At 74.5% G+C, this 14,804-nt stretch carries 13 protein-coding genes; 8 read left to right on the forward strand and 5 right to left on the reverse strand.

Annotated features, from left to right (window positions below):
• Nucleotides 1-647 precede the first annotated feature (647 nt).
• Both QSK00_RS23770 and QSK00_RS23775 read right to left on the reverse strand, forming a co-directional pair.
• Nucleotides 648-2,021 (reverse strand): heparin lyase I family protein, encoded by a 1,374-nt coding sequence (locus QSK00_RS23770; protein WP_285594785.1) that lies wholly within the window; start codon nucleotides 2,019-2,021, stop codon nucleotides 648-650.
• The gene (locus tag QSK00_RS23775; protein ID WP_285594787.1) at nucleotides 2,005-3,342 is read right to left on the reverse strand and encodes a DUF8814 domain-containing protein; all 1,338 of its coding nucleotides are present in this window, start codon (nucleotides 3,340-3,342) and stop codon (nucleotides 2,005-2,007) included. The genes QSK00_RS23770 and QSK00_RS23775 overlap by 17 nt, the downstream gene beginning before the upstream one ends.
• Before the next feature lie 175 nt (nucleotides 3,343-3,517).
• Here QSK00_RS23775 and QSK00_RS23780 point away from each other — a divergent pair, with 175 nt between their 5' ends.
• A complete protein-coding gene (locus QSK00_RS23780) occupies nucleotides 3,518-4,153 on the forward strand; it encodes a response regulator transcription factor (RefSeq protein ID WP_285594789.1) in 636 nt (211 codons plus the stop codon).
• Here QSK00_RS23780 and QSK00_RS23785 read toward each other — a convergent pair.
• Complete coding sequence (locus tag QSK00_RS23785; RefSeq protein WP_285594791.1) at nucleotides 4,137-5,342, reverse strand: acyl-CoA dehydrogenase family protein; 1,206 nt, start codon at nucleotides 5,340-5,342, stop codon at nucleotides 4,137-4,139. The two genes, QSK00_RS23780 and QSK00_RS23785, sit on opposite strands and share 17 nt — an antisense overlap.
• A 138-nt stretch (nucleotides 5,343-5,480) precedes the next feature.
• On the opposite strand from QSK00_RS23785, the gene QSK00_RS23790 reads away from it, so the two are divergent.
• Genes QSK00_RS23790 through QSK00_RS23805 form a run of 4 tightly spaced genes read left to right on the forward strand, consistent with a single transcriptional unit; the run spans nucleotide 5,481 to nucleotide 8,562 of the window.
• Nucleotides 5,481-5,885, forward strand: a complete 405-nt coding sequence (locus QSK00_RS23790; protein WP_285594793.1) for a TOBE domain-containing protein — start codon at nucleotides 5,481-5,483, stop codon at nucleotides 5,883-5,885.
• Between the two features lie 23 nt (nucleotides 5,886-5,908).
• On the forward strand, nucleotides 5,909-6,673 hold the full coding sequence (modA, locus tag QSK00_RS23795) for a molybdate ABC transporter substrate-binding protein (RefSeq protein WP_502872074.1): 765 nt from the start codon (nucleotides 5,909-5,911) through the stop codon (nucleotides 6,671-6,673).
• A 39-nt stretch (nucleotides 6,674-6,712) separates the two neighbouring features.
• A complete protein-coding gene (locus tag QSK00_RS23800) occupies nucleotides 6,713-7,489 on the forward strand; it encodes an ABC transporter permease (protein WP_285594797.1) in 777 nt (258 codons plus the stop codon).
• Nucleotides 7,486-8,562 carry a sulfate/molybdate ABC transporter ATP-binding protein gene (locus QSK00_RS23805; RefSeq protein ID WP_285594799.1) on the forward strand — a complete coding sequence of 359 codons (1,077 nt, stop codon included), beginning with the start codon at nucleotides 7,486-7,488 and terminating at the stop codon, nucleotides 8,560-8,562. The genes QSK00_RS23800 and QSK00_RS23805 overlap by 4 nt, the downstream gene beginning before the upstream one ends.
• 81 nt (nucleotides 8,563-8,643) lie before the next feature.
• On the opposite strand, the gene QSK00_RS23810 is transcribed toward QSK00_RS23805, so the two are convergent.
• Nucleotides 8,644-9,321, reverse strand: a complete 678-nt coding sequence (locus QSK00_RS23810) for an SDR family oxidoreductase (protein WP_285594801.1) — start codon at nucleotides 9,319-9,321, stop codon at nucleotides 8,644-8,646.
• 79 nt (nucleotides 9,322-9,400) lie between these two features.
• On the opposite strand from QSK00_RS23810, the gene QSK00_RS23815 reads away from it, so the two are divergent.
• Entirely contained in the window at nucleotides 9,401-10,303 is a 903-nt protein-coding gene (locus QSK00_RS23815; protein ID WP_285594803.1) for a LysR family transcriptional regulator, read from the forward strand.
• 188 nt (nucleotides 10,304-10,491) lie between these two features.
• Nucleotides 10,492-11,799 carry a sensor domain-containing phosphodiesterase gene (locus tag QSK00_RS23820; protein ID WP_285594804.1) on the forward strand — a complete coding sequence of 436 codons (1,308 nt, stop codon included), beginning with the start codon at nucleotides 10,492-10,494 and terminating at the stop codon, nucleotides 11,797-11,799.
• Nucleotides 11,800-11,809: 10 nt separating this feature from the next.
• Here the strand turns inward: QSK00_RS23820 and QSK00_RS23825 are convergent, their stop codons facing one another.
• The gene (locus tag QSK00_RS23825) at nucleotides 11,810-13,000 is read right to left on the reverse strand and encodes an AMP nucleosidase (protein ID WP_285594805.1); all 1,191 of its coding nucleotides are present in this window, start codon (nucleotides 12,998-13,000) and stop codon (nucleotides 11,810-11,812) included.
• A gap of 123 nt (nucleotides 13,001-13,123) precedes the next feature.
• Here QSK00_RS23825 and QSK00_RS23830 point away from each other — a divergent pair, with 123 nt between their 5' ends.
• The gene (locus QSK00_RS23830) at nucleotides 13,124-14,767 is read left to right on the forward strand and encodes an AMP-binding protein (protein WP_285594806.1); all 1,644 of its coding nucleotides are present in this window, start codon (nucleotides 13,124-13,126) and stop codon (nucleotides 14,765-14,767) included.
• Nucleotides 14,768-14,804 lie beyond the last annotated feature (37 nt).

The raw sequence follows: 14,804 nt of genomic DNA on the forward strand, positions 1-14,804 counted from the left end.
GTCGACGTGACGACCGGGGCGGAGGTGCGGGCGGGCGACGTGCTCGCGACGCTCGACGAGAGCGCCGTCCGCCCCCGCCTCGAGGCGGCGCGTGCCGCGGTGGTCGCCGATGAACGCGCCCGGGACGCCTCGACGCGCGTGCCGGTGCCCGACCCCGTCGCGATCGCCCGCCTGGACGCCGCGATCTCCGCCGACCGGGCCGCGCTGGCGGAGGCGCAGCAGGTGCTCGACGGCGGCGTGCTGCGCGCCGCCCAGGACGGCACGGTGACCGGTGTCCGGGCGCAGGTGGGCGACCGCGTCACGGCGAGCTCGCCCCCCGTCGTCGAGATCGCGGACCTCGCGGGGCTCGTCGTGCGGGCCGGCGTCGAGCCCGCGCAGGTCGCCGCGGTCCCCGTCGGCCGCACGGCGTTCGTGACGACGACCGGCCCCGCCACACGCGGTCGCGTGACCGACGTGGCGCCGGTCCCCGGCCCCGACGGGCGCTACGCCGTCACGGTCGACGCCCCGCTCGACGGTTCCGCCCGCATCGGCGTGCCCGCCCGGGTGGGCTTCGTGCTCGCGCGGCGGGACGGGGTCCTCGTCGTCCCGCGCGGGGCGCTGCGGCCCGGGCCGGCGCCGGAGACCGCGACGGTGTCGGTGCTGCGCGATCAGGGGCCCGGGATCGACACGCGCGTCGTCGGCGTCGGGCTCGTCGGCGACGACGTGGCCGAGGTGCTCGACGGCCTCGCGGTCGGCGACGAGGTGGTGGTCGGGGCGGGACTGCCGGCGACCGAGGAGTAGGTCTCGCCGAGCCGGGCGACGCTCAGGTCGGCCGTGGCGGTGCCGGCGTTGCCAGTGTCGCGGTAGAGGCCGACCTTCCAGTAGCTCCGCTTCCCGGGGTAGAGGGTGCCGCCGGGCGGGCGGAACCCCGCGATCTTCTGCGTTCCGTCCACCCAGGCGTCGACCCGGCCCTCGGCGGGGTCGGACGAGAAGACGATCCCGACGACGAGGTCGACCGGCCGGCCGGTGATCGCGGGAGCGATGTCGGTCGCGAACAGCCGCGAGCCGCCGGGCCGACCGAAGCCGCCGCCGAGCCGGAACTTCCCGTCCTCGACCCGCAGTTCCAGCGGCGGCGACCCCGTCCCGTCGTTCTTCCACTGGGTCGCGAGCTGGAAGCCCGACGGGTCGAGCGGGAACGAGGGCGGGAGCAGGTAGGTCAGGCGGAAGAAGCGCGTCTGGCCCTCGCCGAACTCGTCGACGTCGGGCTCGACCTCGGCCCGCTGCGAGCCGCTGGGCACCGTGAACCGGATGGTCTTCGGTGGACCGTCGAGGACCTTCACCGTCGAGCTGCCGGTGATGTTGTACGGGGTGTCCTCGAACCCGCCGAGGCCCTTCGTGGCGATGGCCCCGTCCCAGATCAGGCCGGTGCCCGAGGGCGCGGCTGTGGTGGTCACGGCTGCGCTGGTCGCGGCGAAGGCAGCGGGTCGGGGCCGGTCGGTGGGGATCGTCGGGACGGGGGACGTCGTCGGGACCGGCTCGCGCGTGTCCGGCCCGGCGGTCAGCCACACGCTCCGGGCCGCGGGCACGGCGGACCCGTCGGGGGCGCCGCGCAGCAGCAGCCGCACCTGCACCTCGGCGGTGGGGTCCGCGAACCGTGCGGGCGCGCGGTCGCGCACCGGCAGCCACGGACCCCACCCGCCGTCGGTGTCGAGGCCGCGGGCCTGGAGGTCCACCGCGGTGCCCGGCGGCGTCTCGGCCGTGACCGTGCCGGCGAGGGTCGTCGTGGGCCGCAGCAGGCGGCGGGGAGCGACGGTGAGGACGCCCTCGGTGCGGGGCGCCGCGGGGCGGACCTCGCCCCCCGCGAGCACGACCCCGGCATCGTCGCCGCCCTCGAGGGCGAGCTCGGCCGACCAGGTCTCGGCGGGCGGCGTCGGGACCACGATCGCGGGGTCGGCGACGGCCGCAGCGGTGCCCGCGACCAGCAGCGCGGCGACGGCCGCGGCGGTGACGGCGGCCCGCCGACGGTCAGCACGCGGGGACATCGGGGACCTCCAGTGCGGTGGCGGGGACGTACTGGTCGGGGCCGAGGCGCAGCCAGCGATCGGTGGCCGGCGTCGTGGTCGGCGGGGCGGTGGTCGTCGTGACCGCCGGTCGCCGGGCCACGGCGGCCTGGTCGGCCGGTGGGGCGGCGGTCGTCGTCGGGGTGGCCGGCGGAGCGGTGGTCGTCAGCGGCACCGAGCTGCTCGGCGCGGACCCGGCGGGCGCGGCGCACTCGACGAGGACGCGCGAGCGCGGCGCGACGGACCCGACGTCGGGAGCCTCGGCAGAGGGGGCGGAGCGGACGGTCAGGGGATCGTCGGAGGTGGTGCCGGCCGGCCCCGTGCCGGTCCAGAGGTAGGTGACGTCGACCGGGGAGTTGTCGGCGAGGCGCAGGTCGCGGCGGAAGGTGCCGTCGGCGAGGTCGATCCCGGCCGGGTTGGCCACCCGGCGGCCGAACCCGTCGCGGCCGCCGTTGTACCCGTCGTCGCGGGCGGCCTGGGCCTGCGGGACGCCACGGGGGAGGTCGGAGAAGGACTCGCGGTCGGCGTTCCAGTAGTCGTCGCGGATGTTCCACGGGCCGACGTCCCAGACCGGGGCCCACGCGCACCGGCCGTTGTCGGCGCAGACGCGGACGGTGTAGTCGCCGGCCCCGTCCGGAGCGAGTCCGCGCCGCGACGGCAGGGCGACGAAGCGGTCGTCGGTCACGATGCGGTGGCCGTTGGCGGTGGTGTCGCCGACCAGACCGAGGCGGGTGGCGAAGACGCGGGCGGTGAAGGGCGGGCTCGCGACCACCGCCGCCGACCGTCGTGGTGTCGGGGTCGCGTCCGCGGTGAGCCACAGGCGGCGCAGCGCCGGGCCGGCCCCGCCGTCGCCCGCGACGAGGGTCACCCGGACCTGCACCTGCAGGGTCGCGGCGGGCAGCTGGGCAGGCCCCTGCGCGCCGGTGGGGATCCACTCGGACCAGGACCCGTCGTCCCGCAGACCCCGGACCGCGACCAGGACCTGCGAACCCGGCGGCGTGTCCGCGGTGACCGCCGCGGAGATCCGGTCGGCCACGGCGCCGAGGCGGCGCGGGGGGAGGAGCAGGGTGCCCTCGGCGGGGGCGGGCCCGGACGTCGTGGTGCGGGCGGTCGTGTCGCGCAGTCGCACGGCACCGTCGGCGGCGACCACGTCGACGTCGTCCCCGTCGGCGACGGCCAGCTCGGCGGCCCAGGTCTCCCCGGTCGGCAGGGACGGCAGGGCGCGCGCCGGGGGCGCCGCCGGGAGCGTCAGCAGCGTCGCGACCGCCGCCAGGACCAGTGCCCACCGCGTCGCCTCTCGCACTCGATCATGGAATCCACCGCTGCCCGGCGGACGCAATCGCTGTGCGCGTGACGCATGTGAGTGATGGCCAGGGGGGTGAATTACATCGGTGTCGGTCGGTCGGCGTGCCCGGTGGCCCGGGTCCGTGTCACCCGGTAGAGATCTGGCGTCCACGATCGTGTGAAGGAGCCGCGCGATGGGGCGCACCTGTGTGGTGCACGACGAGCGGGAGCAGACGCGTCGTCGGCTGGAGCTGCTGCTGGCGAGCACCGGCGACGTCGACGAGGTGGTGGCCGCGGCCGACCTCGACGACCTCCTGGCGCGGGTGGGCGCCGGCCCCGTGGACGTGGTCGTGCTGGGGGCCGCGCGGGTCGGCACCGTCGCGGCCACGCTCGCCGCGGTCCGGCACGCGGCGCCGACGGTGCCCGTGCTGGTGGCCGGGCCGTCGGACGACCCGAGGGCGGTCGCGGAGGCCCTGACCGCCGGCGCGGCCGGCTATCTCCGCTGGGACGCGCCGCGGGCGATGACCCGCACGCTCGCGGCGTTGGCCGCCGGCTCCTCGACCGAGGGCGGGCTGCTCACCCCCGCGGACGAGGGTGTCCACCTCGACCGGCTCGCGCAGCGGGAGCTGGACCTCTCGGCCCGCGAGGTGCAGGTGCTCATCGGGCTGAGCCGGGGGATGACGCACGCCGACATCGGCGGGCGGCTCTACCTGTCCTCCGCCACCGTCAAGTCGCACGCCGCGCGGCTGTTCCGCAAGCTCGGCGCGACCGACCGCGCGGAGGCGGTCGGCCGGGCCTGGGCGCTCGGGGTGTTCAGGCGCGGTTCTTGATCTCGACGCGGGCGACGGAGCGCAGGTGCACCTCGTCGGGACCGTCGGCGAGGCGCAGTGCACGTGCCCAGGCGTAGGCCGAGGCCAGCGGGAAGTCGTCGGACACCCCGCCGCCGCCGTGCACCTGGATCGCGCGGTCGATGACGTTGCAGGCCATCCGCGGGCAGACGACCTTGATCGCCGCGATCTCGCTCGCCGCGCCCCGGGACCCCACCTTGTCGATGAGGTCCGCGGCCTTCTGCACGTAGAGGCGGGCCTGGTCGATCTCGATGCGGCTCTCGGCGATCTGCTGCTGGACCACGCCCTGGTTCGCCAGCGGCCCGCCGAAGGCGATGCGCTCGTTCGCGCGGCGCACCATCGCGTCGAGGGCGCGCTCGGCCATGCCGATGAGGCGCATGCAGTGATGGATGCGTCCGGGGCCGAGGCGTGCCTGGGAGATGGCGAAGCCGCCGCCCTCCTCGCCGACCAGGTTCGACGCCGGGACCCGGACGTCGTGGAACTCGATCTCGCAGTGCCCGTGCTGGTCCTGGTAGCCGAACACCGGCAGGGCGCGGACGATGTTCACGCCGGAGGTGTCGCGCGGGACGAGCACCATGGACTGCTGGCGGTGCTTCGAGGCCTCCGGGTCGGTCTTGCCCATGACGATGAAGATCGCGCAGCGCGAGTCGGCGGCTCCGGAGCACCACCACTTCGTGCCGTTGATGACGTACTCGTCGCCCTCGCGGCGGATCTCGGTGGTGATGTTGGTGGCGTCGGAGCTCGCGACGTCCGGCTCGGTCATCGCGAACGCCGAGCGGATCTCGCCGGCGAGCAGCGGGACGAGCCAGTCCTGCTTCTGCTCGGCGGTGCCGAACAGGTGCAGCGTCTCCATGTTGCCGGTGTCCGGCGCCTGGCAGTTGATCGCCTCCGGCGCGATCACCGGCGACCAGCCGGTCACCTCGGCGACGGCGGCGTACTCGAGGTTCGACAGGCCCGACTCGGACGGCAGGAACAGGTTCCAGAGGCCGCGCTCGCGGGCCTCGGCCTTGAGGGTCTCGACGACGGGCGGGAGCTCGTGCTCGGCGGGGGTGCCGCGACGCGCCTCACGGAAGGCGTCGTATTCGGCCTCGGCCGGGAGGATCGACTCCTCCAGGAAGGCGCGCATCCGCTTCGTGTAGTCGTCCGCTACGGCGCTGGGGGCGAAGTCCACACCCGCGACTCTCCCACCGGTGCGGGCGGTTCGCGAGGGTGGCGGTCCCCGCGATCTCCACCACCGTCACCCGCCGTCCCGAAGATGCTCCCCCAGGCGGGTCACCACAGCCGTAGTTACGTGCCTAGACTGCGCGCCGTGACGCACTTCCGGATCGCCGAGGCGGCTCGCCTGCTCGGGGTCAGCGACGACACGGTCCGTCGCTGGACCGACGGCGGCGCCCTGCCCGTCGAGGCCGACTCGAGCGGCCGCAAGGTCATCGCGGGCGCCGATCTCGCGGCGTTCGCGCGGGCCCAGGCACACGCCACGCCCGACCCGTCCGGGGTCGGGCGCTCGGCCCGGAACCGGTTCGTCGGACTGGTGACCGACATCCAGAGCGACAAGGTCATGTCGCAGGTCGAGATCCAGTGCGGTCCGCACCGGGTCGTGTCGCTCATGAGCACCGAGGCCGTGCACGAGCTGTCCCTCGAGGTCGGCTCGCTCGCGGTCGCCGTCGTCAAGGCCACCCACATCATCGTCGAGACCCCTGGAGGGACCGCGTGAGGACCCGATTCCGTGCTGCGCTGATGGCCGGCACCGCTGCCGTGCTCGGGCTGGCCCTGACCGCCTGTGGAGGCTCGGACTCCGGATCGGGTCAGCAGGCGGCCCCGGCGCGCACCCTGACCGTGTCCGCGGCGGCCTCGCTCACGAGCGTCTACCAGCAGCTCGGCACCGAGTTCCAGAACGCGAACCCGGGCACGACCGTCAAGTTCAACTTCGGCGGCTCGGACTCGCTCGCCCAGCAGGTCGTGCAGGGCGCCCCGGCCGACGTGCTCGCGACGGCCAGCTCGAAGACCATGCAGACCGCGGTCCAGGCCGGGAAGATCCAGGGCGAGCCGGTCGTCTACGCGACCAACTCGCTGCAGATCGCCGTGGCCCCGAACAACCCCAAGGGCATCACCTCACTGCAGGACCTGACGAAGCCGGGCGTCGTCTCGGTCGTCTGCGCTCCCGCCGTCCCGTGCGGCGCGGCCGCCGAGGCCGCCGAGAAGGCCGCGGGCGTCACGCTCACCCCGGCCAGCGAGGAGCAGGACGTCAAGGGCGTGCTCAACCGCGTCCAGACCGGCAACGCCGACGCGGGCCTGGTCTACGTCACCGACGTGAAGTCCACGAACGGCGCGGTCACCGGCGTCTCCTTCCCGCAGGCGAGCGCGCAGGGTGCGGTGCAGTCGTACCCGATCGGCGTGGTCAACGGCTCGCAGAACGCCGACCTGGCGCAGAGCTGGATCAACTTCGTCCGGGGCCAGCAGGGCACGGCGGCGCTGCAGCAGGCGGGGTTCGTCACCAAGTGACCCCCGCGTGAGGAGGGCGAGCGGAGCGACGGGAGACGTGTGAGGACCACGGTTCCGCGGTTCCTCTGGGTGCCGGCGGCGCTCGCGTGGCTCCTGGTGGCGATCCCCGTCGCGGGGCTCGTCGTCCGGGTGGACTGGCCGAACTTCCTCGGCCTCGTCACCACGCCGTCGGCCCTCGCGGCCCTGCGTCTCTCGCTGGAGACCGGGCTCGCGACGATGGTGCTCTGCCTGCTGTTCGGGGGGCCGCTCGCCGTGGTCCTCGCGCGGTCGTCCCTGCCCGGCCTGCCGTTCATCCGGTCGGTGGTGCTGCTGCCGCTGGTGCTCCCACCCGTCGTCGGGGGCCTGACGCTGCTGTTCCTGTTCGGGCGCACCGGGCCCGTCGGCGGGTTCCTCGACCGCGAGTTCGGCATCACCATCCCCTTCTCGACGGGGGCGGTGGTGCTGGCCCAGACCTTCGTCGCCATGCCGTTCCTCGTCGTTTCGCTCGAGGGAGCGCTGCGGACGGCGGGGGAGCGGTACGAGGCGGTCGCCGCCACGCTCGGTGCCTCCCCGGCGACCACGTTGTGGCGCGTGACCGTGCCGGTGGTGCTGCCGGGCCTGATGTCGGGCAGCGTGCTCGCGTTCGCCCGGGCGCTCGGGGAGTTCGGCGCGACGATCACCTTCGCGGGCTCGCTCGAGGGCACGACGCGGACGCTGCCGCTGTTCATCTACCTCGAGTCCGAGAGCGACCTCGACGGCGCCGTCGCGATGTCGCTCGTGCTCGTCGTCGTGGCGATCCTGGTCATCGTCGTGTCCCGCACCCGGGACCTGCGGTGAGCCGGCTCGAGGTCGACGTCGCGGTCACCCGCGGGTCCTTCGCGCTCGACGTGTCGGTGACCGTGGAGTCCGGCGAGGTCGTGGCCGTGCTCGGCTCGAACGGCGCGGGCAAGTCGACGTTCCTCGGCGCGCTCGCCGGGCTGTACCGCCCCGACCGCGGCTCGATCGCGCTCGACGGCCGGGTGCTCGACGACGTGCCCGTGCACAAGCGGCGGGTCGGGCTGCTCAGCCAGTCCGCGCTGCTCTTCCCCCACCTCACCGCCCGCGACAACGTCGCCTTCGGGCCGCGCTCCACCGGTTCCCGACGACGGGTCGCGCGTGCGACCGCGGACCGCTGGCTCGCCGAGGTGGACGCGACGGCGCTGGCCGACCGGCGCCCGTCGGAGCTCTCCGGCGGCCAGGCCCAGCGCATCGCGATCGCCCGCGCTCTCGCCTGCGAGCCCGAACTGCTCCTGCTCGACGAGCCGTTCGCGGCGCTCGACGTCGACGTCACCCCCGCGATCCGCTCGTTGCTGCGCCGCGTGGTGCGGGCCGCCGGGGTGACCACCCTGATGGTCACCCACGACGTCCTCGACGCCGTCGTCCTCGCCGACCGGCTCGTGGTGCTCGACGCCGGCCGGGTGGTCGAGTCGGGGGCCACCGCCGACGTGCTGCGCCGGCCGCGCTCCGCGTTTGCCGCGCGGATCGCCGGACTCGACCTCGTCCCCGGGCGCTCCTGCCCGGAGGGCCTGCGCACCGCCGAGGGCACGGTGATCGGCGGCGTGCACCCGGAGCCGGTCGCCGACGGGGAGCCGGCGGTCGCCCTGTTCTCCCCGGCGTCGGTGGCCGTGTACCGCGAGCCGCCGAAGGGCTCGCCGCGCACCATGGTGCCGGTTCGGCTGGCCGCGATGGAGCCCCACGGCGAGCTGGTGCGGCTCCGTGCGGGCGTTCCCGACGGCGGGCCGGGCTGGGTCGACGGCCTCGCCGCCGACGTCACGCCGGCCGCCGTCGCCGACCTGGGCGTCGACCCGGGCGACGAGCTGTGGTTCTCGGTGAAGGCGGCGGAGGTCGAGGTGTACCCGGCGGGCCGGTGAGCCCGACACCCGCGCGAACGGCACTCCCGCAGCATCTATGTGCACGAGAGTGCCGTTCGCTCGGAAGGGAGGATGGGCCGATCAGACCAGCCGGCCGCCGCCGTCGACGTGCAGCGTCGTGCCGGTGACGAACGGGTTGGTGAGCGCGAGGAGCGCCGCGGCGGAGACGTCGGCCGGGGTCCCGGTCCGTCCCGCCGGGAGTCGGGCCGCGGTGTCGGCGAGGAAGTCCGCGTCCCACGTGCCGGAGTCGACGATGCCGGGCGAGATCGCGTTGACCCGCACCGGCGCGAGCTCGACGGCCAGCGCCTCGGCGAGGAACGCGACCGCGCCGTTCGTCGCGACCATCACCGACAACCCGGGCGCGGGCCTCCAGGCGGCCACCCCGGAGAACAGCAGGATCGAGCCGCGGACGGTCAGGTGCTTGGCGAGCAGGAGCGGCCCGATCACCTTGGCGTCGAAGGCGGTGTGCACGGCGTCGCGGTCGAGCGAGGCCACCGGTCCGTTGGCGTGCGCCGCCGCGGTGACGACGAGGTGGTCGACCGGCCCGACGCGTGCGGCCAGGGCAGCGATCGACGCCTCGTCGGTGAGGTCGACGGCCTCGGGGCGGGCACCGTCGGCGGCGAGCCGGCCGGGGTCGCGCCCGGCGAGGATCGCGTCCGCGCCGCGGGCGGCGGCGTCCGCGGCGATGCGGGCCGCGATGCCGGAGCGGCCGCCCACGACGAGGACGGTGGAGCCGGTGAGGTCGGTGGTGATGTCCATGCCGGGTGCAGCGCACCGGCCGGCCCGCCGCATCCCGTCGCGCCATGAGTGTTCTGGGCAGTTGCCATAGATTGTGCGCATGCCGACGTTGCGCGCGCTGGAGTGCCTGGTCGCGGTCCTCGACGCGGGGTCGGTCACCGAGGCCGCCCGGGCGCTGCACCTCTCGCAGCCCGCGCTCTCCCATCAGCTCGCGGGGCTGGAGCGCGAGCTCGGCACGCCCCTGCTGGAGCGCCTGCCGCGCGGGGTGCGTCCGACGGCCGCCGGACGCGCCGTCGCGGCCGACGCCCGGCTCGCGCTCGCGGCGGCGGACCGGGTGGTCGCCACGGCCCGGGACGTGGCGGGCGGGCGCGGTGGCCGCCTGCGGCTGGCGTGCGCCGAGTCGATGACGGCGTGGCTGCTCGCGCCCGTGCTGCGCGGCTGGCGGCGCCGGCACCGCGACGTCGCGGTCGAGCTGACCGAGACCACGAGCGCCGACGACCTCGCGGCGGCCCTCGCCAGAGGCGCTGCCGACGTCGCGATCGGCCCCCGCCCCTCGTCGCACGAGGCCGCGCGGGAGGTCGTCGTCGGGACCGAGGAGATCCTCGCCGTCGTCCCGCCGGACCACACCCCGCCGCAGACCTGGGCCGACCTCGCCGCCGGACCCGTCGTCGGCTACCACCCCGACAACGGGCTGGCCGCCTTCCTCGACGCGACCGCGGCGCAGCGGGGCGCGGCCCTCACCCCGGTCACGCGCACGCGGCACGCCGCCACCGCCGCCCAGCTCGCCCACGCCGGCCTGGGTGTCGCGCTGGTCCCGACGACGGGTCTCGGTGCGGCCTTCTCGGGCGAGCTCCGCCACCTCGATCCACCGCTGACCCGCGAGGTCGTCGCCCTCGTAGAGACCCCGCACGACCCGATGGTGCGGGCCTTCGTCGGCGAGGTGGTCCGCCGCGGGGTGCCCGTGTCGGCGGCGGTCAGCCGGCGGCTGTCGGACCGGAACTGACGGACCCACGGCGCGACGCGGGGCCCTGGCGGCGGTCGGTGGCGTCGGCGGAGTTCGTCACTCCGCGCGACCTGCGGGTCCACCCGTTCGAGACCACAGCACGCCCTCGTCGGCGGTTTACCGTGGCCGTACTGCGAAGTAGGTGTACGCGATCCGCCCGGTCGGGTCGGACCGCCGGAGGGGGACGAATGGCGGTCGAGGTCACGGACGACGTGGACGCGGACCTCCGCGCCGTCCTCGCGACGAGGTCGGTCCGCACGGTCTTCCAGCCCGTCGTCGAGCTCTCGACCCGTCAGGTCGTCGGCGTCGAGGCCCTCACCCGCGGACCGCGCGACGGTGCCCTCGAGCGCCCCGACGCCCTCTTCGCCGCCGCTCGCGCGGCGGGGGTCACCGGGGAGCTCGACCGGCTCTGCCACGCCGAGGCCCTGAACCAGTGGGAGATCGCGCGGCCACCGGCCGAGCTGCGGCTGTTCCTCAACTGCGAGCCCGCCGGCCTGGGCGCCACCTCGTGGACGGCGCTGCTCGCCGGCATCGCGCGGTACCCGCAGGTCCAGGTCGTCGTCGAGATCACCGAGCGCGACCTCGCCCGCGACCCCGCGGAGCTGCTCACGTTCACCGAGCACCTGCGGGCGGCCGGGGTGGGGATCGCGCTGGACGACGTCGGGGTGGACGCCGACTCGCTCGCGCTCATGCCCTTCCTGATGCCCGACGTCGTGAAGCTCGACATCAGCCTGCTACGCCGCGCCCCGGACCCCGCTCTCGCCCGGGTGCTCTCCGCGGTCCGCGCGCACGCTCAGCGCCGGGGGGCGCTCGTCCTCGCCGAGGGGGTGGAGACCCTCGAGCACGAGCGCCTGGCGATCGCGTTCGGCGCGACCCTCGCGCAGGGCTGGTACTACGGCGCGCCACGCCCGCTGCCCGAGCACTGGCTCCCGGGCGGCCTGCCGCGTCCCCGCTGGCCGTTACCGCTGCACGGCCTGGACGACGCGACACCCGCGGGGAGCCCCTACGAGATGGCGACGTCCCGGCACCCGGCGGTCCGGACCCCGGTCGATCTGCTGATCGCCATGCGGCGGGAGCTCGAGGACGTCGTCAGCCGGAACGCCGGCCTCGCCGTCGTGCTGATCACGTGTCTCGATCCGCGCAACACGCCCGCCGGGCTCGCCGAGCACTACGCGGCGCTCGCGACGCACGCGCGGTTCATCGGGGCCCTCGGGGTCGACATGCCCGCCGAACTCGTCCCCGGGCTGCGGGGCACGGCGCTCGCGGCGGGCGACCCGGTGGCGCGCGAGTCGAGCCTCGTCGTCGTCAGCCCGCACTTCGCCGCGGCCCTCGTCGCCCGCGAGCGCGGCGACGCCCAGCCGGGCGAGGGCCGGGCCTTCGACCACGTGGTCAGCTACGACCGCACCCTCGTCGTCGAGATCGCCCGGTCCCTCATGGTCCGGGTGCTCCCCCTCGCCGACGAGGAGCCCGTCCCGGGGGACCGCGTCCCGGCGTGAGCCCCCGGTCCTACGTGTCCGAGGGACCGCCGAACAGCGGCTCGTCGACCGAGCGGATCTCCTGGCTGGGCAGGCCGCCCGGGTGCTCGCGACGGACACGGTCCACGGCGGCGAGCGCGATGCCGAGGTGGTGGCGCTTCGAGGTCTCGTAGAAGGTCTGGGCGTCCGCGGAGAGCTTGGGCGACCCGTGCAGCGGCTTGTCCGAGACGCAGAGCAGCGTCGCGTTGGGAACCCGGTAGCGGAACCCGTTCGCGGCGATCGTCGCCGACTCCATGTCCACCGCGACGCTGCGGCTGGCCTGCATCGCCGCGAGCGTCAGCTTCTGGTTGAGCTCCCAGTTGCGGTTGTCGGTGGTGTGCACCGTGCCGATCCGGTACTCCGCCCCGGCCTCCTGGAGCGCTTCGAGGAGGAACGTGTTGAGCCGGTGGTTCGGGATCACCGGGACGTTCAGCGGCAGGACCTCGTCGAGCACGTGGTCGAAGCGCTGGTAGCCGGTGGCGAGGACGAAGTCGCCCTTCTGCTGGTGGTTCCGCAGCCCGCCGCAGTGTCCGATCATGATCATCGTGTCGGGGCGGAGCACCGCGACGTGGTCGGTCGCGGTCTTCGCGTTGGCCGGGCCGACGCCGATGTTGACGAGCGTGACGCCGTCGCCGTCGGGCAGGACGTGGTGGTAGGCGGGCATCTGGACGTCGTGGTCCGGCCGGACGGCGTCGGCGTAGCGCTCCAGGAACGCCTCGACGTGCATCGCGTAGTTGGTGAACAGCACGTGCCGCTGGAAGGCCGCCGCGGGGGTGCCGGTGTAGTGCCCGAGCCGGTCGGTGGAGAGCTGCATCCGCTCGGGGGAGAAGAGGAAGAGCTTCTTCGAGCGCGCGTCGACCCGGTCCTCGTCGAGCGCGGCGAAGAAGGAGGGGTCGTCGAAGGCCAGCGCGGGCCGTGCCGGGCGCACCGTGATCCGGGCGCCCGCGCGCAGGAGCGACTCGAGCTCGCGGCAGAGGTAGCGCCGGATCGCCGCCGTCCGGGAGAACTCGCCGGTCAGCCGTGGGTTGACCGCCGACCACGGGCGCACGACCTCGATGGTCGAGTACCACCCGTCGTCGTCGATGGCACCGAGCGTGTCCACCAGCCGGGCCACGGCGTCGTCGTACTCGGTGAGCGTGGCGCCGTCGGCGCTCGCCGTGGTGTGCGGGTGGGTCGCGGTCACGGCTGTCGATGGTCCCAGTCGTTCCCGACGACGGCGGTGGCCGGGTCGCCGAGGCTTCACGCTGTCGGTGCATCGTGCGATCGTGAGACGGACCACGATCGAGTCCGTCATGGAGGTCACCCGGTGAGCGCCCCCGCTGTCCCGTCGTACGCGTCCGGTATCTCCGACGTGCCCCTGCTCGGCGACACCATCGGCGACGACCTGGACCGGACGGTCGCCGCCTTCCCCGACGGCGAGGCGCTGGTCGACCGGGCGCAGGGGCTGCGCTACACGTGGTCGGAGTTCGCCGCGGAGGTCGACGCGCTGGCGGTCGGGCTGCTCGACCTGGGGATCGCGAAGGGCGACCGGGTCGGGATCTGGGCACCGAACTGCGCGCAGTGGACGCTGCTGCAGTACGCCACGGCGAAGGTCGGGGCGATCCTGGTCAACATCAACCCCGCCTACCGCACCCACGAGCTGGAGTTCGTGCTCAACCAGGCCGGGGTGCGGCTGCTGGTGGCGGCCCGGTCGTTCAAGACCTCGCAGTACGCCGAGATGATCGAGCAGGTGCGGCCGAACTGTGCGGCGCTCGAGACGGTGGTCATCACCGACTCCGACGCGTGGCGGTCGCTGTTCGTCACCGACGGGGACGTCGCCCGGGTGCGCGCGGTGCAGGCGGAGCTGTCGGCCGACGACGCGATCAACATCCAGTACACCTCGGGCACCACCGGGTTCCCGAAGGGCGCGACGCTCTCGCACCACAACATCCTCAACAACGGCTACTTCGTCGGCCGCATGTGCGGCTACGACGAGACCGACCGGGTGTGCATCCCGGTGCCCTTCTACCACTGCTTCGGCATGGTGATGGGCAACCTCGCGTGCTCCAGCTCCGGGGCGACGATGGTGATCCCGGCCCCCGGCTTCGACCCGGCGCTGACGCTGGCCGCCGTCGCCGAGGAGCGCTGCACCTCGCTCTACGGCGTGCCGACGATGTTCATCGCCGAGCTCGCGCTGCCCGACGTCGGCGACTACGACGTCTCCTCCCTGCGCACCGGGATCATGGCCGGCTCGCCGTGCCCGGTGGAGGTGATGAAACAGGTCGTCGACCGGTTCGGGATGACCGAGGTGACGATCGCCTACGGCATGACCGAGACCTCGCCGGTGTCCACCCAGACCCGCGCGGACGACTCGCTCGACCGCCGCGTCTCCACCGTCGGACGCACGATGCCGCACCTCGAGTCGAAGGTGATCGACCCCGAGACCGGGCTGACCGTGCCGCGCGGGACGCCGGGGGAGCTGTGCACCCGCGGGTACTCGGTGATGCTCGGGTACTGGGAGCAGCCCGACAAGACCGCCGAGGTGATCGACCGGGCGCGCTGGATGCACACCGGCGACCTCGCGGTGATGGACGACGAGGGCTACGTCAACATCACTGGCCGGATCAAGGACATGGTCATCCGCGGCGGCGAGAACGTGTACCCGCGGGAGATCGAGGAGTTCCTCTACACCCACCCCGACATCCTCGACGCGCAGGTCATCGGGGTGCCCGACCCGCGCTACGGCGAGGAGCTCATGGCGTGGGTGCGCCTGCGCGACGGGGTGGCGGAGCTGACCGCCGAGCAGGTCCGGGAGTTCGCCACCGGCCGGCTCGCCCACTACAAGATCCCGCGCTACGTGCACGTCGTCGAGGAGTTCCCGATGACCGTCACGGGCAAGGTCCGCAAGGTCGAGATGCGCGCGACCGCCGTGGAGCTGCTCGGTCTCGAGGCGGCGGCACCGACGGCGTAGCGGGGAGAGGACGCGCGCCCGCGATCTCCGACGACCC

The sequence above is a fragment of the Actinomycetospora sp. NBRC 106378 genome, from assembly GCF_030269685.1.
Lineage (GTDB): Bacteria > Actinomycetota > Actinomycetes > Mycobacteriales > Pseudonocardiaceae > Actinomycetospora.

Coding starts and splice junctions, on each gene's coding strand:
- QSK00_RS23770 (WP_285594785.1), bottom strand. CDS start 2,021: ATGTCCCCGCGTGCTGACCGTCGGCGGGCCGCCGTCACCGCCGCGGCC.
- modA (WP_502872074.1), top strand. CDS start 5,909: ATGGCCGGCACCGCTGCCGTGCTCGGGCTGGCCCTGACCGCCTGTGGA.
- QSK00_RS23810 (WP_285594801.1), bottom strand. CDS start 9,321: ATGGACATCACCACCGACCTCACCGGCTCCACCGTCCTCGTCGTGGGC.
- QSK00_RS23815 (WP_285594803.1), top strand. CDS start 9,401: ATGCCGACGTTGCGCGCGCTGGAGTGCCTGGTCGCGGTCCTCGACGCG.
- QSK00_RS23780 (WP_285594789.1), top strand. CDS start 3,518: ATGGGGCGCACCTGTGTGGTGCACGACGAGCGGGAGCAGACGCGTCGT.
- QSK00_RS23820 (WP_285594804.1), top strand. CDS start 10,492: ATGGCGGTCGAGGTCACGGACGACGTGGACGCGGACCTCCGCGCCGTC.